18 protein-coding genes and 1 riboswitch are annotated in these 17,139 nt (G+C 60.4%); of the genes, 11 read left to right on the top strand and 7 right to left on the bottom strand.

Annotation, left to right across the window (positions count from 1 at the left end; all coding sequences use genetic code 11):
- Positions 1-56: 56 nt before the first annotated feature.
- The 6 genes from AB5Z09_RS07920 (at position 57) to AB5Z09_RS07895 (ending at position 4,400) form a co-directional block, all read left to right on the top strand.
- Positions 57-863, top strand: a complete 807-nt coding sequence (locus AB5Z09_RS07920; protein WP_005338409.1) for a M48 family metallopeptidase — start codon at positions 57-59, stop codon at positions 861-863.
- A complete protein-coding gene (locus AB5Z09_RS07915; RefSeq protein WP_139493598.1) occupies positions 851-1,357 on the top strand; it encodes a GNAT family N-acetyltransferase in 507 nt (168 codons plus the stop codon). Before AB5Z09_RS07920 ends, AB5Z09_RS07915 begins: the two co-directional genes overlap by 13 nt.
- A gap of 108 nt (positions 1,358-1,465) precedes the next feature.
- The gene (locus AB5Z09_RS07910) at positions 1,466-2,368 is read left to right on the top strand and encodes an ROK family protein (protein WP_368195007.1); all 903 of its coding nucleotides are present in this window, start codon (positions 1,466-1,468) and stop codon (positions 2,366-2,368) included.
- A 41-nt stretch (positions 2,369-2,409) separates the two neighbouring features.
- Positions 2,410-3,135: a copper homeostasis protein CutC gene (locus AB5Z09_RS07905; protein ID WP_058059160.1), complete on the top strand. Its 726-nt coding sequence runs from the start codon at positions 2,410-2,412 to the stop codon at positions 3,133-3,135.
- A gap of 150 nt (positions 3,136-3,285) precedes the next feature.
- Positions 3,286-3,897: an FKBP-type peptidyl-prolyl cis-trans isomerase gene (locus AB5Z09_RS07900; RefSeq protein WP_368195006.1), complete on the top strand. Its 612-nt coding sequence runs from the start codon at positions 3,286-3,288 to the stop codon at positions 3,895-3,897.
- Between the two features lie 188 nt (positions 3,898-4,085).
- Complete coding sequence (locus AB5Z09_RS07895) at positions 4,086-4,400, top strand: DUF2845 domain-containing protein (RefSeq protein WP_005338404.1); 315 nt, start codon at positions 4,086-4,088, stop codon at positions 4,398-4,400.
- Positions 4,401-4,452: 52 nt separating this feature from the next.
- Here AB5Z09_RS07895 and AB5Z09_RS07890 read toward each other — a convergent pair whose 3' ends face one another.
- Entirely contained in the window at positions 4,453-4,671 is a 219-nt protein-coding gene (locus AB5Z09_RS07890) for a DUF1107 family protein (RefSeq protein ID WP_005338403.1), read from the bottom strand.
- 203 nt (positions 4,672-4,874) lie between these two features.
- On the opposite strand from AB5Z09_RS07890, the gene yfcD reads away from it, so the two are divergent.
- Entirely contained in the window at positions 4,875-5,357 is a 483-nt protein-coding gene (gene yfcD / locus AB5Z09_RS07885) for an NUDIX hydrolase YfcD (RefSeq protein WP_181222801.1), read from the top strand.
- A gap of 83 nt (positions 5,358-5,440) precedes the next feature.
- On the opposite strand, the gene AB5Z09_RS07880 is transcribed toward yfcD, so the two are convergent.
- Positions 5,441-6,367, bottom strand: coding sequence for a phenylacetate--CoA ligase family protein (locus AB5Z09_RS07880; protein WP_368195005.1), 927 nt, complete (start codon positions 6,365-6,367; stop codon positions 5,441-5,443).
- A gap of 155 nt (positions 6,368-6,522) precedes the next feature.
- On the opposite strand from AB5Z09_RS07880, the gene AB5Z09_RS07875 reads away from it, so the two are divergent.
- Both AB5Z09_RS07875 and AB5Z09_RS07870 read left to right on the top strand, forming a co-directional pair.
- Complete coding sequence (locus AB5Z09_RS07875; RefSeq protein WP_368195004.1) at positions 6,523-6,996, top strand: peroxiredoxin; 474 nt, start codon at positions 6,523-6,525, stop codon at positions 6,994-6,996.
- A 126-nt stretch (positions 6,997-7,122) separates the two neighbouring features.
- On the top strand, positions 7,123-8,091 hold the full coding sequence (locus AB5Z09_RS07870) for a calcium/sodium antiporter (protein ID WP_368195003.1): 969 nt from the start codon (positions 7,123-7,125) through the stop codon (positions 8,089-8,091).
- Positions 8,092-8,179: 88 nt separating this feature from the next.
- Here the strand turns inward: AB5Z09_RS07870 and AB5Z09_RS07865 are convergent, their stop codons facing one another.
- Entirely contained in the window at positions 8,180-9,346 is a 1,167-nt protein-coding gene (locus AB5Z09_RS07865; RefSeq protein ID WP_368195002.1) for a type III PLP-dependent enzyme, read from the bottom strand.
- A gap of 507 nt (positions 9,347-9,853) precedes the next feature.
- A riboswitch (glycine riboswitch) is annotated at positions 9,854-9,969 on the top strand.
- Positions 9,970-10,219: 250 nt separating this feature from the next.
- Here AB5Z09_RS07865 and AB5Z09_RS07860 point away from each other — a divergent pair.
- Positions 10,220-11,596, top strand: coding sequence for an alanine/glycine:cation symporter family protein (locus AB5Z09_RS07860; protein ID WP_368195001.1), 1,377 nt, complete (start codon positions 10,220-10,222; stop codon positions 11,594-11,596).
- A gap of 114 nt (positions 11,597-11,710) precedes the next feature.
- On the opposite strand, the gene AB5Z09_RS07855 is transcribed toward AB5Z09_RS07860, so the two are convergent.
- On the bottom strand, positions 11,711-12,427 hold the full coding sequence (locus AB5Z09_RS07855) for a protein ligase (RefSeq protein WP_201914133.1): 717 nt from the start codon (positions 12,425-12,427) through the stop codon (positions 11,711-11,713).
- 99 nt (positions 12,428-12,526) lie between these two features.
- Complete coding sequence (locus AB5Z09_RS07850) at positions 12,527-13,924, bottom strand: nucleobase:cation symporter-2 family protein (protein ID WP_201914131.1); 1,398 nt, start codon at positions 13,922-13,924, stop codon at positions 12,527-12,529.
- 246 nt (positions 13,925-14,170) lie between these two features.
- On the opposite strand from AB5Z09_RS07850, the gene AB5Z09_RS07845 reads away from it, so the two are divergent.
- The gene (locus AB5Z09_RS07845; RefSeq protein ID WP_005338383.1) at positions 14,171-15,292 is read left to right on the top strand and encodes a GGDEF domain-containing protein; all 1,122 of its coding nucleotides are present in this window, start codon (positions 14,171-14,173) and stop codon (positions 15,290-15,292) included.
- Positions 15,293-15,324: 32 nt separating this feature from the next.
- Here AB5Z09_RS07845 and AB5Z09_RS07840 read toward each other — a convergent pair whose 3' ends face one another.
- A complete protein-coding gene (locus AB5Z09_RS07840; protein WP_005338382.1) occupies positions 15,325-15,573 on the bottom strand; it encodes a YciN family protein in 249 nt (82 codons plus the stop codon).
- A gap of 123 nt (positions 15,574-15,696) precedes the next feature.
- On the bottom strand, positions 15,697-17,076 hold the full coding sequence (locus tag AB5Z09_RS07835; RefSeq protein ID WP_368195000.1) for an MATE family efflux transporter: 1,380 nt from the start codon (positions 17,074-17,076) through the stop codon (positions 15,697-15,699).
- Positions 17,077-17,139: the final 63 nt, after the last annotated feature.

Here is a 17,139-nt window from a genome sequence, read left to right as displayed (position 1 = left end):
GCGTAGCAGGGCGGCATTTCCGAGAATAGGGCAACGTTATGGCAAAGGATCCCTTCATGATTGCGTCCCTCACCAAGTTTGGCATGGTAGCCCTCTGTAGTTCCCTGCTGGTCGCCTGCGCCCAGTCGCCGACCGGCCGCAGCCAGATGCTGCTCTACTCTCCCCAGCAGATGAACCAGCTGGGCGCCGACTCCTTCGAGCAGATGAAGAAGCAGGAGAAGGTGAGCAAGGATGCCAAACTCAACGCCTATGTCTCCTGTGTCGCCAAGGCGGTGACTGCCCAGGTGCCGGCCAGCTATGGCATCACCAACTGGGAAGTGGTGGTGTTTGACTCCAAACAGGTCAACGCCTTCGCCCTGCCCGGCGGCAAGATCGGGGTCTACAGCGGCCTGCTCAAGGTGGCCAAGAATCAGGATCAGCTGGCGACCGTCATCGGCCACGAGCTGACTCACGTGCTGGCCCAGCACTCCAACGAGCGACTCTCGCGCAGCCAGCTGGCGGGGATCGGTCTGGCGGCTGCGGACATCGCCATGGGCACCAGCGAGTATCGCGGCGCCACCATGGCCGCCCTTGGCCTCGGGGTCGAGGTGGGGGTGATGTTGCCCTATGGCCGTACTCAGGAGAGCGAAGCGGATCGGCTGGGGCTTGAGCTGATGGCGCGCGCCGGGTTCAATCCGGCCGAGGCGATCCCCCTGTGGCAAAACATGAGTGCCGCCGCCGGTGGCAACACCCCGCCACAACTGCTCTCCACCCACCCGAGCAACGAGAACCGGATCGCCGAGTTGCAGGCGCAACAGGCACAAGTGCTGCCGCTCTATGAGCAGGCCCGCGCCAACGGTCTGGTGCCCCAATGCAAGGCATAAGCCTGCGCATGGCGCGCAGCGATGATGCCGCCGCCATGACGGTGATGCAGCGAGCCAGCTGGCTCGCTGCCTATGGCCAGGTGCTCGGTGCCGACCTGCTGGAGCAGCTGGACGTCACCGCTCATCTGCAGATCTGGCAGAGTCGTCTGGCCGAGCCGGGCCCAAGGCCCATGCTGCTTTGTCTCGATGAGGTGGTGATAGGCCTGCTCTACTGGCAACCACAACAGGAAGCGGGGCAGAGCAACGCACTGATCCGCGCCTTTTACCTCCATCCCGACCATTGGCGACAAGGCTATGGCAAACGGCTGTGGCAGGCGGTGGCGATGCAGATGCGCCGCGCCGGTTGCCATAGCGTCAAATTGTGGCTGCTCGATGGCAACCACATCGGCGAGGGGTTCTACCTGCGCCGCGGCTTCGTCTTTGATGGCGAAGAGCGCACCCTGATAAGCCTCGGGCAGCCCTGCCTGCAGCGACAAATGAGCCGTTTGCTCTGATCACTCTCCCGTTTTTCGCCTTCGGTCACTTTATTTTTTTTGCGAATTAATACAATGTCCCCCTTGAAACAGAGTTGGATAAACACGGGCTGACAAGGGAGTGCTGGCATGTATTACGGCTTTGATATCGGTGGCACCAAGATCGCCTTTGCGGTCTATGACGGTGCATTGAACCTCTGCCACGAGGAGCGCATGAGTACCCCGGGCAATGATTACGAGGGGCTGCAGCAGCTGATCCGCTCCCGGGTCGAGCAGGCGGATGCCCGCTTCGGCGCACGGGACTCGGTCGGCATCGGTTTCCCCGGCGTTATCAATAGCCAAGATCACAGCATAGTGGCGGCTAATCTGCCTTCCATCAATGGTCGCCATCTGGGCGCCGATCTGGCCGAGTTGCTGGAGCGGCCGGTCAAGGTGGATAACGACGCCAACTGCTTCCTCTGGTCCGAAGTGCATCAAGGGGCAGCCGACGGCGCCGGCAGTGCGCTCGGCGTCACCATCGGCACCGGCATCGGCGGCGCTGTTTATCTGGCGGGCAAGCTTATTCAGGGGCGCAACTGGCTGGCTGGCGAGATTGGTCACTACCCCTTGCCCGCGACCATGCTGATGAAGTACCCCGATTTGCCCCGTCCCCGTTGCGGCTGCGGCCGTCTAGTCTGTTTTGAAACCTATGCCTCCGGCACCGGTCTGGAGCGTCTCTATCACCATTTCCATGGCCAGCGCGCCACGGGTCACCAGATTGTGGGACGCTTCGAGGCCCATGAACCCCATGCGGTCGAAACGGTCGACTGCTGGCTGGAGGTCATGGCCGCCGGGCTTGCCACCGCCATTTCGGTGATTGATCCCGAGGTGGTGGTATTGGGGGGCGGCCTGAGCGGCCTGCCCGCCCTCTATGAACAGCTGCCGCTGCGTCTGCCCGGTCACTTGCTGCCCGGGGTCGCCCTGCCCGAGATCCGCCAGGCCCGCTTCGGTGGTGCCGGTGGTGTGCGCGGCGCAGCCTTGCTCAATCTATGAGATCAGATGTGGGGTCTGATCTCCCCGAAAAAGGAGTCCTCATGACCCGTCTTGAAATCTGTATCGACAACCTGGAATCCCTGTTCACCGCCCAGCAATCCGGGGCGGATCGCATCGAGCTCTGCTCTGCGCTGGGTCTGGGTGGCCTGACCCCCTCCTACGGCTTTATGCAGCTGGCAGCCCGCCACGCCAGCGTGCCGGTTTACGCCATGATCCGCCCGCGTGCCGGGGATTTTTGCTTCAATGACGGCGAGTTCGAGATGATGCTGCAAGATATCGCGGCGGCACGCTCTGCCGGTCTGCAAGGGGTAGTAGTCGGTCTGCTGGATGAGGAGGGGCGGGTGCCTGCCGCCAAGCTCAAACAGCTGGTGGATGCCGCTGGCCCGTTGGGGGTTACCTTCCATCGCGCCATCGACCTCTCCTCCGACTGGCGCCTCGATCTGGAGACCATAGTCGCGGCCGGTTGCGAGCGCATTCTGAGCTCGGGCCATGCGCCGACCGCGTTGGCTGGGTTGGAAACCCTGCAAGAGATGCAACAGGCGCTGGCGGGGCGTGCCAGCCTGATGCCGGGGGCCGGGGTCAATGCCGACAACGTGCGTACCATCATCGAGTTCACCGGGGTGAGCGAAGTGCATATGTCCGGCATGGGCTGGCGCGGCGGCATGGTGCCGCACGGAGTGAATATGGGCACTTCGGATGATGGCCGGGTCAATATCACCGATGGCGCCAAGGTGGCTGCGGTCAGAGCGTTGCTGGATCGCGGTTAAGCAGATCGCCGCCGTTGGGCGGCGTTCATCCGCATCTTGTGTGAAGTTCCTCCCACTGACGGGGAAATCAGGGGCGCCCCCGGCAGCACCTCGGCCAAAAGTCTGATATTATCCCGCCTCTTTACTACATGGATCTGGAGCAACATCTCAATGTCCCAATACGACTCTATCGAACAGAAGGCCAGCTATGGCATCGGCCGCAACATGGGTGATCAGCTGGCGCAGCAAGCCTTCGCCGGTCTCGATATCCCGGCCCTGCAACAAGGTCTGGCAGATGCTCTGAATGGTCTGGAGTTCGCGGTCAGCCGTGACGATATCAATGATGCCTTCCAGGTGATCACTGCGCGTATGCAAGAAGAGCAGGAAGCCGCCGCCAAGGCCGCCTCTGCTGACGGCGAAGCCTTCCTTGCTGATAACGCCAAGCGCGCTGAAGTGAAGGTGACCGACTCCGGTCTGCAGTACGAAGTGCTGGTAGAAGGCAACGGTGCCGTTCCGGTAGCCGGTCAGTCCGTGCGTGTGCACTACCACGGTACCTTCACCCACGGTGGTGTATTCGACAGCTCCGTCGCTCGCGGCCAGCCGGCTGAATTCCCGGTGACCGGCGTGATCGCTGGCTGGGTTGAAGCGCTGCAGCTGATGCCGGTTGGTTCCAAGTGGAAGCTCTACATCCCCCACGATCTGGCCTACGGTGCCCGTGGTGCCGGTTCCATCCCGCCCTACTCTGCACTGGTATTTGAAGTCGAGCTGCTGGACATCCTGTGATCCTGCTGGCTTGATGCAAACGGCGACCCTCGGGTCGCCGTTTGTTTTTGGATTATGTGATAGACAGCATTTGTCGCGACCAGCGGGCTGGAAAGGAGAAAAGGGCAGCTCTTTTGCGCTTTTTACTGGTTTTTTCAGAAACGGGAACAGGCATACTGCGACTCATTAGAGAGGATAAGGAGAACCCGATGAGCAAGAAGATGAAGAAAGTAGCGGGCCTGGCCCTGTTGCTGCTGAGCATTCCGGCCAGTGCTGATGCCATGCGCTGCAAGAACGCCCTGATCACCGAGGGAGACACCACCGCCGAGATGCTGCTCAAGTGTGGTGAGCCGATGTTGCGTGAAGAGCTCAACCGCAACGAGGAGAACCAGTTTGGCAACATGGTGCAGGTCAAATATGGTGAACGCTGGACCTACAACTTCGGCAAGAACGAGTTCATGCGCTTTGTGACGGTGCGCAACGGCATCATTACCGATATCGAAAACGGCCCGCGCGGCCAGTAGCCGGCGGGCAAAGCATGGATGCACAACAGACAGTAGGGCAAGACCCTTTGACTCACATGTCCGGCAAGGGGTCGCGGTGACCAAGTTGTCTGACAGCCAGATTGATCTGGCGAGCCAGTCTTAGCCGCTGGCGGCAGGTCAGGCCATGGAGGCTGATCCTGCCCGCGTTGAATTCAAATGTCCCCAGCGACTCGATGGCAAAATAGCCTCGATGAAAGCTCTTGATGTAGCGAGCGATCTGCCGTGGGGATAACTGCTTGAATACCTTCATCACACGGTTCCCTGATTGCCTGGACAGGGCACACTATGGTGTCGGTCGATGACACTGATATGACGATTTATAAAGATTTGCATGAATCCTTATTTTGCCAGTGAGCTCGGCAAATTGACGGCATCATCGAAAAAGTTGTGCCATGGCAAACTACCGCACCGATATACTGCGGGCTTGAATGGAACAAATAAAAGGGCCTGTGCGTGGAATGGGTTGATGTGGTGGACGGGAACAACCGGGTGATTGGCGTGGCCGAGCGAGCCAAGGTGCGGCGAGAGAATCTCTGCCATCGCGCCAGCTATATTCTGGTGCTCGACGACGCGGATCGGATCCTGGTGCAGCGACGCACCCTCAGCAAGGATTTCTGCCCCGGCATGCTGGATGCCTGCGCCGGTGGCGTGGTCACCACCGGTGAGGAGATGGAGCGCTCCGCCCGCCGCGAGCTGGCCGAGGAGCTGGGGATTATGGATGTTCCTCTGCAGGGCTTTGGCAGCTTTTATGCAGAAGGGGAGGGCTACCGGGTCTGGGGCGGCCTCTTCAGTTGCCGCTATCAGGGGCCGCTGCAGTTGCAGGCCGAAGAGGTGAGCTCGGTGCACTGGATGAGCCTGGCCGAGATCGCCGAGCGCGCCAGTGAATTTACCCCCGACTCCCTGCTCGCCATCGCCACCTGGCAGGCGAGACGCTGACCAACTTCATATATCCTCTTCTCCAGAGACAAGACGGGCAGCCTGATGGCTGCCCGTTTGCATGTGTGCATTTACTTGGTCTGCTACACCAGCTTGAGGCGTCGGTTGGTGCGCCCGCAAGCGCTCGGTTTGGCGAGCCAGTGACCTTGCCAGTCGGTGGCCAGACGCAGCAGCGGATACTCCAGATCGAGCCGGGTCACCACCAGCTGGCCGGTCTCGTCGCCACTCACGGGATTGCCGCTGGCGGGATCGATGATTTCGACGATGCAGCTCTCGTTGACGATAAAGCCCTGACCGGGCTGACTCTCGTAGGCCACCACCCCCACATCCTGCCATACCAGACAGTTGAGGGCCGCAATGCCGTGAATGACGCGCAGCGGCACGGTTTCGGGATGGGTGGCTTCGCACAATAGGGCGCGGCGCAGCGAGTCGCTCGGGATCTCCGCCGCCTCGGCCGCTTCCAGCAGGTCGAGCAGGGTCACCAGCGGGCCGACGTAGCCGGTGGGTTGATAGCGCAGCAGTGCCTCCAGCTGGCGCTGGGTATCATGGGGGCCGCAGGGTACCACTGGAGCCCCCAGCTGGCGGGCGCCGTTATCGAAGATAAAGGCGGTGGGACCTGCATGATAGTCGTGGCCGTTGAGCATTACTTCCCCCGCCTTGAAGCCGGCGGCAAACAGTGCTCGGGCGGCGCCCCACCAGTCTGCCCCGGCATATTCGGGGATGGCCAGCTGACCCGGACAGGAGAAGACCCGCAGCGCCTGACTGGCCGGACGGCCGGTGAGACCGGCAAAGGGGGGATGAGCTTGCTGAGCGGCAAAGAGCTCTTTGCTATCGAGCAGTGGCAGGGTGGCCAGCTCTGCCAGGTCCTCGAGGCGGCACTGGCGATAGGCGCTGGAGTAACCGGCGCAATATTGACTGACATGGGTAAGCTGATGATTGAGCTGGTCCAGTTGCTGCTGTTCGCGTATGGCGGAGGGACGAATTTCCAGACCATCGTAATAGTGTTGCATGGGGCCTCCTGGCGCCGTGAAACCAGCTCAAGAGTAGTCTGCCCAAGGGGAAAATGCCTTCCGCTATCCATGGTCAGGCTCAGAGCCGCTGTTAGGCGGCATCGTTACTCTGGGATAAACTGGCGACTTCCCATCACGACTCAGGACGAGAAATCATGATTGCTGTAGGACAACCCCTGCCTGCGGGCGAATTTACCTTTATCACCGCCGAGGGCAAGCAGCTGCGGGATAGCAAGACGCTGTTCGCCGGTAAAAAAGTGGTGCTGTTTGCGGTATCCGGCGCCTTTACTCCCACCTGCTCCAATGCCCATCTGCCCGGTTATGTGGTGCTGGCCGATCAGTTTATGGCCAAAGGGGTGGATGCCATCTGTTGTCTGTCGGTCAACGACGCTTTCGTGATGCGGGCCTGGCAGACGGCCCAGAATGCAGAGGCGATCACCATGCTGGCGGATGGCGACGGCAGCTGGACCCGGGCGCTGGGCCTGGCCAAGGAGACCGGTGCCTTTGGCGGCGTGCGCGCCCAGCGCTTTGCGTTGATCGCCAACGATGGTGTAGTCGAGCAGCTGTTTGTGGAGGCTCCGGGCAAGTTCGAGGTCTCCGATGCCGCGAGCCTGCTGGCTGCACTGTGAAATGTTAATCACGGTTTGATTTACCCTTGAAATGGGAGGTGGCACAGCTACACTGGCGCCACTTTCCCATGGTGCCTGCCTGTTTGGGCTGGCGCTTCGTTGCAGATAACAAGAGATGAAGATCCTATGACCCTGGCTTTTGTTGCCCTGATTGCCGGACTGGCGCTGCTGGTCTGGAGTGCAGACAAGTTTGTCGATGGCGCTGCTGCCACCGCCCGTTATGCGGGGATGCCGCCGCTGCTGATCGGCATGGTGATCATCGGTTTTGGTACCTCTGCCCCGGAGATGGTGGTCTCGGCGCTGGCGGCGTCCCAGGGCAATCCCGGGTTGGCGCTTGGTAATGCCTATGGCTCCAACATCACCAATATCGCGCTGATCCTGGGTCTGACGGCACTGATCAGCCCTATCGCGGTGGCCTCTCAGGTTGTGCGCAAGGAGATCCCGCTCCTGCTCGGTATTACCCTGCTCTCCGGTGCCCTGCTGATTGATGGTCATCTGGGCCGGATGGATGCGGTCATTCTGGGGGTCGTCTTCGTTGCCCTGATGGGCTGGTCCATCTGGGCTGGCATGAATGGCAAGGGAGATGCGCTGGATACCGAGACCGCCGAGGATATCGAGAGCGAGGGGATGTCCCTCAAGAGCGCCATCTTCTGGCTGGTAGTCGGGCTGGTGCTGCTGATCGGCGCTTCCCGCCTGTTGGTCTGGGGGGCGGTAACCATCGCTCAGGCGCTCGGTATCAGCGATCTGGTGATTGGTCTCACCATAGTCGCGGTGGGAACCTCTTTGCCGGAGCTGGCCTCGTCCCTCATCGCCATTCGCAAGAACGAGCATGATCTGGCCCTTGGCAACGTGCTCGGCTCCAACCTGTTCAACACCCTGGCGGTGGTGGGGATTGCGGCGGGCATCCACCCGCTCGATGTGGCGCCGGAGGTGCTTACCCGTGACTGGAGCATCATGATGGGGCTGACCCTGTTGCTGCTGGTGATGTGTCTGGGCCGCAAGGGCCAAGGCCGCATCAACCGGCTGGAGGGGGGCGTGCTGCTCACCTGCTTCGTCGCCTACACCGGCTGGCTGCTGACCAGTCAGTTTATCTGATAGGGGTTGGTGAAATAAGAGAGGGGGAAGCTCAAGCTTCCCCCTCTTGTTTTTGCCCAGTGAACCTGTTGGCGAGCGAGCGGTGTGCTCAGGCTACTGCCACCAGCTTCTGCCCCTTCTGGCTGCTGTCCAGAATGAGGATGCTGGCCTTGGGGAAGAAGTTGAAGGTGGAGGCGGAGGCCCAGGTGTAGGCGCCCATCACCTTGCCAACCACCAACTCGCCGATAGCCAGATCCGGCAGCATGATGCCATCGCGGATCACATCCACGCTGTCGCAGGTGGGGCCGGAGAGCACCGAGTTGTGCTGATCGCCACAGGCATAAGGCGTGCTCACCGGATAGGTAACGTGGTCATAGAGCTGGCCGTTGTAGCTGCCGTAGAGACCGTCATCCAGGTAGTACCAGATCTTGTCGCCACGGTGGGCCTTGCCCATCACGCTGGATACCGAAGTCATGGCCGGTGCGCTGATAAAGCGGCCTGGTTCGGCAATCTTCTGCACGGTAGCGGGCAACTTGGCCAGCGCTTCGCGGATCGGCGCGCAGAAGCCGTCGATATCGAACTCGCCCCCTTCATAGTCGACCGGGAAACCGCCGCCGATGTCCAGCACCCAGGGCTTGAGCCCGAGCGACCAGGCCTGCTCCATGATCTCGCGGCAGGCGTCGATGGCCTGCACATGGCGACGGGCATGAGGCACTTGCGAGCCGACGTGGAACGACAGCCCCATCACCTTGATCCCCTTGGCGTGGGCCAGTTGCAGCAGCGGCAGCGCCTGCTCCGGAGTGCAGCCGAACTTCTTGGAGAGGTCGACCTTGGTCTCGGGGTTGGGGAAGCTGACCCGCAACAGCAGTTTCACTTCGTCCTTGTAGGGAATGAACTTCTCCAGCTCCAGCGGGTTGTCGTAGACAAACACGGTGCAGCCAAACTCCAGCGCATAACGGATATCGCTGTCGCGCTTGATGGGATGGGTATGAATGCAACGTCCCGGGCGAACCCCCTGACTGCGCACCAGATCCACTTCGCCATTGGTGGCCAGATCGAAACAGGCCCCCTCTTCCTTCAAGACAGAGACCACCGCCTCATGGGGCAGGGGTTTGAGTGCATAGTGCAATCGTACATCGGGCAGGGCGGCGGCCAGGGCCCGATACTGTTTGCGGACGGCTGCCTTGTCGAGCAGCAGCAGGGGGGAGCCGAATTGTTCAACCAGCTGACGGTAATCTTGTGCGACCACATCTTTTGCAACCAGGGCGTCGTTCATTCTCTTTTGAAAGTCCTTAGGGGGCGTGATATGCCCAAGCCATATGCGATTGAACCGGCGACGGCCGGGTCAGGCGAGCGGTCCGGTGGGACCAACCGAACACAGTGCATAAATTGATGGCAAAGTGCTTGGTTATGCAGCGAATTATCGGCTTATTGATTCTGTGTGCAAGCATTTTGATTGGATATGTCGGCAAGATTTTCTTGGCGAAACGAGAGGGATCACTGTTCTCTATCCGCCATTTTTCCCATTTGGGCCACATTTGATCCGTGAGAGCCTAACTTGTTGATAGTTAACTAACATTTAACATTCTTGCCGCGGTTCTGGCGGTCACTAAAAAAATATAAATGGGGGCGGCCAAGTGCGAGACAGCTCACATTTTTTGGATTAACATGCCGACTTCCTAATCCAAACTAGTTCGGATGAAGGTAGCAGGAGAGCGATGGGCAACCATCCACCGAAGAAGTGAATCTTTCAGGTACCGGGCAACCGGTGTGGACTGCTACTGGACGATACTCTGGAGAGACCCGTTAAATCGGGCGCCGAAGGAGCAAGGCACCATGACTACCCGCAAGGGCAGGCTGGCGCCGGAAACTCTCAGGCAAAAGGACAGAGGGGATGGGATGGTTGTACCTGAGCTTGGAACTGTTCACGATCTGTAACGAGAGGTCGTCAGCAAGGTAAAGAGCAGCGCAGGAACCGGAGCGTATAGACATACGTGAGGATTCCGAGTCGCGCATGAGCCTTGATCACGGCCTCGCAGTAAGAGTGTGAACACGTTCTTGGCCTGCATCCGATCGCCTTTGGTTGATCGCGACACCTATGGGAAGATCATCCTTCTCCTCCTTAATTTCTGTTTCTTAAGGAGGATGCATGTCATCAATTCAATCGGCGTTAACCGCCATCGATAGCTTTATCTGGGGGCCGCCCCTGCTGATCCTGCTGGTCGGGACCGGTATCTATCTCACCCTGCGTCTGGGTCTGCTTCAGGTCGTGCGCTTGCCGCTCGCTCTGCGGCTGGTCTTTGGTCGCGATCAGGGCCAGGGCAAGCAGGGGGATGTCTCCAGCTTCGGCGCTCTCTGTACCGCTCTCTCTGCCACCATCGGTACCGGCAACATCGTCGGGGTGGCTACCGCCATCAAGCTCGGCGGCCCCGGAGCCCTGTTCTGGATGTGGATGGCGGCACTGTTCGGCATGGCCACCAAGTATGCCGAGTGCCTGCTGGCGGTCAAATACCGCGAGCAGGATGCCAACGGCCAGATGGCGGGTGGCCCCATGTACTATCTGGAGAAGGGGCTTGGCTCCAAGCCGCTGGCCAAGCTGTTTGCCTTGTTTGGCATCGGCGTAGCTTTCTTCGGGATCGGTACCTTCCCGCAGGTCAATGCTATCTCCGACGCCATGAGCCTCTCCTTCTCGGTGCCCCGTGAAGGGACCGCCGTGGTGCTGACCCTGATCGTGGCGCTGGTGACCCTGGGGGGGATCAAGTCCATCTCCAGCGTGTCGAGCAAGGTGGTGCCCTTCATGGCCATCTTCTACATCGTCGCCTGTCTGGGCGTGTTGGTGAACAACGCCAGCGCCCTGCCCGACGCTGTCATGCTGGTGATCGAGAGTGCCTTCACCGGCCATGCGGCGACCGGCGGCTTCGTCGGTGCCAGCATCATGCTGGCCATTCAGTCCGGGGTGGCGCGCGGGGTCTTCTCCAACGAATCGGGACTGGGCTCTGCGCCTATCGCGGCGGCGGCAGCCAAGACCGATTCGTGCGTGGAGCAGGGGCTGGTCTCCATGACAGGTACCTTCATCGACACCATCATCATCTGCACTATGACCGGCCTGACCCTGGTGGTGACCGGCGTGTGGAGCGGCGATGCAAGCGGCGCGGCCATGACCAGTCTGGCCTTTGCCCAGGGGCTCGATGCTCATGTTGGCCAGTATCTGGTGAGCATAGGCCTGCTGTTCTTCGCCTTTACCACCATCCTTGGCTGGAACTACTACGGCGAGCGCTGCACCGAATACCTGTTCGGGGTGAAGGCAATTAAGCCCTATCGTCTGGTCTATCTGGCGCTGGTAGCGAGCGGTGCTTTCCTCCATCTGGACATGATTTGGCTGCTGGCCGATATCGTTAACGGCCTGATGGCGGTGCCCAACCTCATCGGCCTGATTGGCCTGCGCCATGTGGTGATCGCCGAGACCCGCGCCTACTTTAGCCGGGATCTGGATAGCGAAGCCGAGCCGGAGCCGCAGACGGCCTGAACGCCTCAGCCCGTTTCACGCTCCACTTGAAAAGAACAAGCCACGACTCCGGTCGTGGCTTTTTTGTGCGCTGTGTCTAAGGATAGGTACTTTCCCTCTCCCTTCGGGATAAGGTCAAAATGAGGGGGATAGCCCCTCGCTCAGCAGGCTATCCAGACGTGCTCGCACTTTCTCTACCAGTGCCTGATCGCTACCGCGCCAATCGATGCAGCTTGCCAGCGTGGTGGAGGTTCCTGCCATAAAACGCAGTTCGCCGCCCGCCAGCTCGTAGAAGCGGCTCGCCATTCTGGTTCCCTCATCCACATCACCCGCCACCAGCAGCATGGCTTGCGCCAGCACGGCGCCCTGGTGATCCTGCCCCGGCGCCAGCCAGCGCTGGGCGGTACCGGTGATCTTGCGTCCCCCGATCACCAGATTGTACTGACCATCGCAAAAGGAGCCGGGTACGAAGTCATAGCTTCCCTCAAGGCCGTATTCCGCCAGCAGGGTCAGCAGCGGCGCCCCCAGCAGCCGGTAGTAGTGGGCGAGATCTGTGGTGGTACGGGGCAGCAGCAGGGATAGGTTGAGGATCCCCGCCCCGTGGGGCACGGCAGTGCCACCGCTGTCGCGCACATGCACCGGCCAGCCTTCGTCTGCCAGCTGTTTGCAGGCGGCTTCGTAACGGGGGAGGCGGGTATCCTTGCGAGTGACAATCAGGCATTGGGGCGCTTGCCAGAGGTGAGCGCGGGGCTGGCCGTCATGGGCACAGTCGCGCAGCCAGTGCTGCTCTTGCGCCAGTATCTGTGCGGGTGAATCGGTATCGGGGAGGGGGGAGAGCAAGCGATAGGGCATGGCGGCATCCTCAAAAAAGGCTGCCCAGCACACTACCCGTGGCGACTGGCAAGGTAAAGCCCCGCAGTGCGGGGCTGTTTGCTATCGGTAGGCGGTGTCTCAGGAGTGACGCGCTTCGCGCTTGGGCAGCAGCAGGTTGAGCACGATGGCGGTAATGCCGCCGGTGGCGACGCCGTAGGAGAGCACACTCTTGGCCAGCTCCGGCAGGTGTTGCAGCACTTCCGGCACCTGCGCGACTCCCAGCCCCATGGCCAGCGACACTGCCAGGATCATCAGGGCGCGGCGATCCAGCTCCTCGCGGGCAATGATGCGCACGCCAGCGGCGGCGATGGTGCCGAACATCACGATAGTGGCGCCCCCCAGCACGGGCTCGGGGATCTGCTGCACCAGACTTGCGACCGCCGGGAACAGGCCGAGCATGGCCAGCATGGCGGCGATAAAGAGACCGACGTGACGGCTGGCCACCCCGGTCAGCTGAATGACGCCGTTATTCTGGGCGAAGGTGGACATGGGGAAGGTGGAGAAAACCGCTGCCAGCATGGAGTTGGCACCATCGGCCAGCACGCCGCCTTTGATCCGCTCCATATAGACAGGCCCTTCCAGTGGCTCGCCGGAGATATCTGAAGTGGCGGTCATGTCGCCGATCGCTTCGAGCGCCGTGACCACGAAGATGATGGCGAGCGGCACGAACAACTGCCAGTCAAAGCCGAGGCCGTAGTGAAGCGGAATGGGCACCATCACCAGCGGGCCATCGAAGGTGGGGGCGCTCACTTTGCCCAGCAACAGCGCCACGGCATAGCCCGCCAGCATGGCGATCATGATGGCGGAGAGGCGCAACCAGGGGTTGCGACTGCGTTGCAGCAACACGATAAGGCCGAGCACCAGCAGGGAGAGGAAGAGGTTGGTATGGCTGGCGAAGCTGCCATCAGAGAGGGCTGCATAGCCGCCGCCCATGCTGATGAGACCTACCTTGATCAAGGTCAGGCCGATCAGCAGCACCACGATGCCGGTGACCAGCGGGGTGATGATCCGTTTCACCAGATGGAGGAAGCGGCTCATCACCACGATAGTGAGTGCGGCAACCATCATGGTGCCAAACAATGTGCCCAACAGATCCTCGGTGGGCATGGCGGCCTGTTTGAGGGCGAGACCGGAGGCGATGATGGGGCCGAGGAAGTTGAAGCTGGTACCTTGCACCGAGAGCAGGCCGGAACCGATGGGGCCGAAGCGGCGGGTTTGAATGAAGGAGGCGATGCCGGACATGACCAGCGACATAGAGACGATATAACGGGTGTCGGCGGCAGGGAGGCCGAGGGCATTGGCGATAATCAGGGGCGGGGTAATGATGGCGACAAACATGGCGAGCATATGCTGCAGGGCGGCGAACAGCGTCTGGGGCAGAGGCGGGACATCCTCTATGCCATAGACCAGTTCGCTATGGGCTCGCCTGGGTGGATGTGCCTCTCGATTGGCGCGTGTGACAGCAGCCTGTTCCATAAGTACCTCGAATTGTGTGGGGAGGGGGAGAAAATTGGGCGCTATTGTAGTGATTGAAATGAGGCTGACCAGCGCTAATTATGCAAAAAAAGGTTTATTTTTTGATGGGTTGAAACGTTTGCGCGCTGCGATTATCATCTGTCGGTTTGTGTGACCGACCTCTCCTTTTTATTCTCCCCGCTAATGACATTTTTACCACTTTGTAGGTGTAGAATGAGCCCTCAGTATTCATCGTGGAGACTCTGGATGCTCAAGTTGTCAGAGTTCTGGAGTGCGAGAGTTCACTCCGAAGACTTTACTCGTACTCGCATGGGCTTTATGACGGTGCGTTTGCGCCTGCTGACCTGCTTGCTGATGCTTGGATTGCCCGCCTGGGCCGTGGTGGATTGGCTGACCTTGCCCGCCGTTCATTTCGAGCAGCTGTTCCAGGCCAGGATCTTCTGCACCCTGGCGCTCTCGCCACTTATTCCGCTCTCGTACCTCATTCACTTCAAGCGGGAACGGATGAAGCTGGCCCTTGGCTATCTGATGGCCGTGATGATGCTCTTCTCCCTCTTCTGCCTGAACAGCTTTGGCGCCGGACAGGAGTTGCAGGCGGGCTATGCGGCCTTTCCCTATCTGCTGATCACCCTGTTTGCCATCTTCCCCATCCCCCTCTCCCTCGGCTTGCAACTGGCAGGCGTGGTACTGGTGACCATGCTGCTGGGCCACTGGCTGCTGGTGGGACAGAGCATCTGGAGTCAGGCCACCCTGAATCAGGTGTGGGTGCTCGGCATGTTTACCATGGCCAGTTGCTGGGTGCAGTGCGGTCAACTCAATATGCTGCTGCGGCTCTATCGGGAATCGACCACCGATGAGCTGACCGGCATGATGAACCGCCGCCTGCTGATGAAGCAGCTGGAGCAGGCCAGAATCCGGCTGCAACTCAAGAAGAAGCCCTTTGCGGTGATGTTGCTGGATCTCGATCGCTTCAAGCGGATCAACGATATCTACGGCCATCTGGCGGGGGATGCGGTGCTCAAGGAGGTGGCTACCACCCTGGGGGAGCAGCTGGAGCCTGACATGGTGCTGGGGCGTTATGGCGGCGAAGAGTTTGCCATCCTGATGCACAACTGCGCCGATCCGGCACTGGCGAGCAAAATGGCTGAGCGGCTACGCATTGCCGTCGAGGCGCGGCTGGTGAAGAGTCCCACCTCGGACGAATTGCTGGAGGTGACGGTGAGTATCGGGATTGCCATGGCTCGTGCCGATGACACCATCGATATTCTGATCAACCGTGCCGACGAGTGTCTCTATCAGGCCAAGATGGCGGGACGCAACTGCGTGGTGGTCGAGGGGCAGAACCGCGCAAAAACAGATGCCGCCTGAGGGCGGCATCTGTTGGCAATGAGCTGGCGAGATCAGGCCAGCTTGTATTTGCCGGAGAGCTGCTGGGCCAGCAGCTTGAACATGTTGAAGACCGCCATGGTCTTGCCGGTCGGGGTGCCATCTTCGGCCAGGAAATACTCCCCCTTGAACACCAGAATATCCCCCTTCTGCTCCACCGAATCGGCGCGCATACCGTGGATGAAGTCTTCATGCTCTTTGATGATCTTGTTGGCCATCTCAAGCAGGGCCGTCTCGGTGATCAGCTCTTTCTGTGGTTGCATGCTCGTCTCCTTAAACGACTACTGGACAGGGAAACCGTGGATCCCTGTCTCTGATTGAAGAGGCGCCCAGCATACTGCAAACAGGGTTTTTCTGTCATTGATATGACCCCGATTTGTGGCTGTTTATCCGATCACCAGATTCTTCAACCAGCAGCGTTGGCGAATACGGCGCTGCACCAGCAACACCTTGCTGAGCTCCTCCAGCAAGACCACCGCCACCACCCAGGAGAGGGGCCAGCCGAGCAGCGTGACCGCCACCCAGGCGAGCGGGATGCCGATGCACCACATGCCGACGATGTCGATAAAGATGCTGTAGTTCACATCACCGCCAGAGCGCAGCACTCCGATGATCCCCACCATGTTGAACACCTTGAGCAGCATCCCGAGGCACATGATGCCGAGCACCTGGCCCGCTTCCGTCATCAGCTCGGGGGGCAGGTTGCCGACCCACTGCAACAGGTTGGCTTGCAGCAGCCAGACGATGATCCCCACCAGTAGCGCGCCGATGGGGGCGAGCAGCAGGAACAGCTGGGAGTGCTGCCAGGCGACCTCGTACTCCTCGGCCCCGAGCCGGTGGCCGAGCAGGGTCGAGCAGGCCACCGCCAGTCCGAAGAAGAGGGAGATAAGGATGCTCTCCAGGGTGCCGAGTGTGGTCATGATGGCCAGCGAATCGGTGCCAAGATGGGCATAGAGAAAGCCGTAAATCAGCATGCCGAAGGCCCAGAGGCCGTCGTGGAATAGTAGCGGCAGGGCGATCAGGGTAAAGCGCACCACCTCCTTGCGCTTGAAGGCGGCCAGCCAGTCTGGTGCGCGCGGGATCAGGCGCGCTTCATAACGCTTTACGTAGAGCAGCAGCAGGGCTGTCTGCAGCAGCCGGGAAATGGTGGTGCCCCAGGCCGAGCCGGCTACGCCCATCGCTTCGAAGCCGAAATGACCGAAGATGAGGGCGTAGTTGAGGATGACGTTGGCAATAATGGCGATGATGCCGATGCGGGTGGGGGCGGCGGCATTGCCGACCGAGCGCAGCGCCGACTCCAGCGGTACCACCACGGCGGTGCAGAGGATGGTGGCGCCGGTGATCATCAAGAATTGATCCGCCAGAGTTCGCAGTGCAGGATCCTGACTGGCAAAGCCGAGTACGCTGCCCGGTGATAACACATAGATGAAGGCAAAGGGCAGGGTGACCAGCAGGGCACCCACTATGGCCAGCGCCAGGGAGCGGCGTACCCCGGCCATCTCCCCGCGCCCGAAGTATTGTGCTGCCAATACCGAGACCCCGCCCGCGAGGCCCGCTATCACCAGCAGATTGAAAAAGAAGACCCGGTTACCCAAGCCGACCGCCGCCACAGCCGTGGTGCCAAGCTGGCTCACCATCATGATATCGATGAGGCCGAGCAGGGAGAACATCATGGATTGCAGCGAGACAGGCAGGGCCAGCCGCCACAATCGGGTCATGAACTCGCGATCGGTGGTTTGTTTTAAAATCGCTTGCCAATAATTCATAGTTGTTAACCGGGTATGAGAAAAGCAAGGTTTGTCAGGGGTATGATAGGGGCTGGCGAGGCT

This window comes from Aeromonas sp. R2-2 (genome assembly GCF_040908355.1).
Lineage (GTDB): Bacteria > Pseudomonadota > Gammaproteobacteria > Enterobacterales > Aeromonadaceae > Aeromonas > Aeromonas veronii.
Note: the sequence above shows the minus strand (reverse complement) of the source record. Positions and strands in the feature narration are given on the sequence as shown.